The following is a 3,370-nucleotide window of genomic DNA, read 5'->3' as shown; positions in this document are numbered from 1 at the left end:
GGGGGGGATTATCCCCCCCGGCGGGGTCTGGGGCGGAGCCCCAGGGTTTTGACGTAGCCGTAGCGGTCCGCAGCACGCGGAGAACAAACACGAAGCCACCACCCGCACGACCGGGATGACCGCTGCGGACCGCGGGGGGGGGCCTCATCCCCCCATCCGTAAAACGTGCCGATGCCGCCGAATTTCGGGTTTTTCAAGAACCTGCGCTCCCTTCGGGGCTTCTGACCCGCCACGGCAACACTTCGGGTCGCTGCCCCGAACCCCGACGGGGGGCAATCCCCCCCAACCGCCGTATTACGTTCAGAAAATATGGCCAAGAGCCCGCCTGGAAAAATACGTTTCAGTTCCGCAAACCGCCTGCCGATAAACAAAGCAACGAGAGGTTCTTTCAACCCGGAGTAAAGCCGATGCAACTGCCCTATTTGGGGGGGATGTCCCGATACGAAGTTTTGGAAAACACCGCCAACCGCATCGCCCGTCTGGCTTCTGCGGAACTGCGGCGTGAACCGCCTTCCGTAACGTCGCCGAAACGTCGCCGTGAGGTCGTCGAAGGCGATTTCAACCGGATTCTGCGGGAAGTCATGACGGAACAGGGCTGAGGTACGGGGAGGGGTTCCCCCCTCCCCTACCCTTCCCCTGTCTGCCACCCTGCCTCTCAGCCCTGTTCCGGTGGGGTGGACTTGCTGACCACCGCTGTCGGAGTGGCGGCGGCTTCCCCGGAAGGATGGGTCGGAGGACGTGGAGCGCCGCTTCCCGTGCGTCCAAACAGATAACCGGCCACGGTGCCGAAAATGCCCATTGCTGCGGTAAGTTGGGTTTGATCCGCCGAGGTCCGGCTCAACAGGACAGCACCATAGATGACGGTAATCATACCAACCCCTATGATAATATCTCCAGACTGACAACGGCACCAAATCAGACCCCCTACCGTACAAATCAGCGTAATGACAGCCATCACAGATATTAAAATGGTTGTATAATACTGATACTCCCGCTCCTTGATATTTAATTTATAATAATTCTCCATGTCCATCTCGGTGATGGTTTTTTCGGTAATTTTCACATCCTTCGCTTCCTCAACAGGCTCACTTCCTTCCCGCAAATTTTCATAATAGTAGGGCGCCGCGCTATCCGGAGTCTCTACAGCATTGGCGAAAAGCGGCAAGAAGAATATTACAAGAATTGATAGTATTTTCATCGTCTTATCACACCCACCTGATCCCTGTGGTGGAGATCCGCCTTTTCGAGAATCCCTATCAACCTCTGATAATACGCACGCTCGTCGGCACTCTCCGGAGATACGGCAGCCAACCGCTTTTGCAACTTCTGCTTAACCTCCAGGTTCTCCTGTTTTGAGCGGGAGAGGGCGTCCTTGAACAAGCGTCTCTCCATCATCTCCTCCCGTGAAAGAACCGGGGTCGGGGATGGGGCCGACATATTGGGAGATGAGGCATTATTCCCAACATTCGGGGAGGAATTGGAATTGTTGACGGAAGCATTTGGCTGGTAGGGGGGAATGACAACCTGTTGAAGTGCGCCCGCCGAAGCGGAGGCACCCGTCAACGCAACAACTGCCGCCCACGATACAAGACCTTTTATTCCAAATCGACCCATGACCCACACTCCCCGACACCCTTACCCTGTGGATTTCACTAAACCCGTTTGATGGTGACCTTGATCTGGCCCGAATTATTCCCATAGAAGCTTTCCAGATCGTTGGCGAAGAGCAGCAGTTCACCGCTGGTTTGGGGTTTCCAGTCGCCGGCGGTCAGGGGGCGCACCTTTTCGCCCTCTTCGTCGCCCACCACGCCCACCACTTCGAACCAGTCGGCGTCGGGGTTGCGGCGGAAGGGTTGGGAGAGGGCGATGGGAATTTCTTTCAAACCAAGTTCTACATCCGGATCACTCAGTCTCCAGCCATCCGGCCCGCAAGGGATGCCGCCGTCCTGCCACTTCTGGGTCGGGTCGATGGTGAACCGGTAGGTCTCACCCGACTGCACCTCCACGTAGCCACGATTGAAAAGCAGGGGGGATTCCACGGTGATCTCTTTGCTCTCCCCCACCGCGAGCGGTTTGGCGGCCTGTTCGGCGGCGGTGACGTGGTCTTGCAGCCCGGAGGCTTGGCCGATTACCTGGCACTGGCCGTTCACGATGCAATGGGCCACGTTTTTCAGCGCCACCGGGCGATAGCCCACATAGCCGTGAATGCGCTGTACCGCCGATTCATGCACCAGGGGCCGGGCATCCCCATCCACCTTGACGGTGCGGTGTTCGATCAGTTTTTGTTGGTGGCTTTTATCCAGGGGGTTTGGATCAATGGCCACATCGTCGAGTTGTAGTCCGACCTGCTGCATATCAGCGGTGTCATAGTCGATCTCTTCCGGCTTTCGCACCTGCAGGCCCAGACCACGGCGTTGCAGTTCGTCGATCAAGAAGTTCAGGGTGATATCGGAGAGGCCGTCGCGGTAGTAGCCGCCACCGATATCGGAGTGGGCTCCGGCGAACCAGACTTCGGTGACGCGAGGGTCGGCGCGCATCAGGGTGGGGAAGAAGAGGATGCGCCGGTCGTCCATGGAGAGCATATGCAGCGCCTCCTCAACGACGTTGGAGACCTTGTTGTCTTCGAAGACCACCTCGTCGTCGGGATATTCGGTCAGATTCAGGTGGGGTTTGCCGATGGAGGCCACGGTGTCGAAGAGGCCCAGGAAGCGGATGGCGTTGGGCTTGTTCAGTTCGGGGATATACTCTTTGCCGACGATGGCGGCGAAGCGCCGGGCGATGGCGGCGCCGCGCGAGAAGCCGAAGAGGTAGATCTGGTCTCCCGGTTGGTAAACCGCTTTCAGGGTATCGCGGGCCTCATGGATGATATGGCGCACGTCCGATTTTTTCGGGGCGATGGTCATATCGATGAATCGATGGAAGATGCCGCCGTAGGTGCCCACGCCTTGGAAGTAGAAGCTTTGCTGGTTGGGGATGGCTGGTGGGGCATCATTCTTCAGCCCGCCGCCGAGGAGCAGGTGGAGTTTGAGAATATTGGTGATGTTGGCGTCTTTTACCTCTCCCCGGAGGTTACGGTCCTGGTCGGCGTCTTCCGGATCATTGCAGGTGCCGTCGAAGCAGAGAATGATTTTCTTGCTCAAGGTGTCCCCCTCTGAAAGATGATTTTGACATGCAGTGAGTTTATTTCAGGATGCGGAAGCTGTTCAAGTTTTATTATGTAACAGGGTAACGTGGCGGTTATTGATTGTTGAGGCGGAATAATTGCGGCGGAATATATCTGGAAATGTTGTGTGTAAATGATGAGAGGGCCTTTGGAAAATACGGGGGTCCGGGGGGGATTATCCCCCCCGGCGGGGTTCGGGGCAGCGCC

Annotated in this window: 4 protein-coding genes; 1 reads left to right on the top strand and 3 read right to left on the bottom strand. The window is 57.2% G+C overall.

Annotated elements, in window-relative coordinates; all coding sequences use genetic code 11:
• Positions 1-407 precede the first annotated feature (407 nt).
• Complete coding sequence (locus HQL56_19015; GenBank protein ID MBF0311608.1) at positions 408-599, top strand: hypothetical protein; 192 nt, start codon at positions 408-410, stop codon at positions 597-599.
• Between the two features lie 56 nt (positions 600-655).
• Here the strand turns inward: HQL56_19015 and HQL56_19010 are convergent, their stop codons facing one another.
• The 3 genes from HQL56_19010 to HQL56_19000 all read right to left on the bottom strand — a co-directional run bounded on the left by HQL56_19010 (position 656) and on the right by HQL56_19000 (position 3,140).
• Positions 656-1,198: a hypothetical protein gene (locus HQL56_19010; GenBank protein ID MBF0311607.1), complete on the bottom strand. Its 543-nt coding sequence runs from the start codon at positions 1,196-1,198 to the stop codon at positions 656-658.
• Complete coding sequence (locus HQL56_19005; protein ID MBF0311606.1) at positions 1,195-1,395, bottom strand: hypothetical protein; 201 nt, start codon at positions 1,393-1,395, stop codon at positions 1,195-1,197. The genes HQL56_19010 and HQL56_19005 overlap by 4 nt, the downstream gene beginning before the upstream one ends.
• Positions 1,396-1,652: 257 nt before the next feature.
• Positions 1,653-3,140 carry a DUF2235 domain-containing protein gene (locus HQL56_19000; GenBank protein ID MBF0311605.1) on the bottom strand — a complete coding sequence of 496 codons (1,488 nt, stop codon included), beginning with the start codon at positions 3,138-3,140 and terminating at the stop codon, positions 1,653-1,655.
• Positions 3,141-3,370 lie beyond the last annotated feature (230 nt).

It is taken from the genome of Magnetococcales bacterium, assembly GCA_015231925.1.
Lineage (GTDB): Bacteria > Pseudomonadota > Magnetococcia > Magnetococcales > JADGAQ01 > JADGAQ01.
Note: the sequence above shows the minus strand (reverse complement) of the source record. Positions and strands in the feature narration are given on the sequence as shown.

Bases quoted from the DNA above. Each gene is read 5' to 3' on its own strand.
- HQL56_19015 (MBF0311608.1), top strand. From the start codon at position 408: ATGCAACTGCCCTATTTGGGGGGGATGTCCCGATACGAAGTTTTGGAA.
- HQL56_19010 (MBF0311607.1), bottom strand. From the start codon at position 1,198: ATGAAAATACTATCAATTCTTGTAATATTCTTCTTGCCGCTTTTCGCC.
- HQL56_19005 (MBF0311606.1), bottom strand. From the start codon at position 1,395: ATGATGGAGAGACGCTTGTTCAAGGACGCCCTCTCCCGCTCAAAACAG.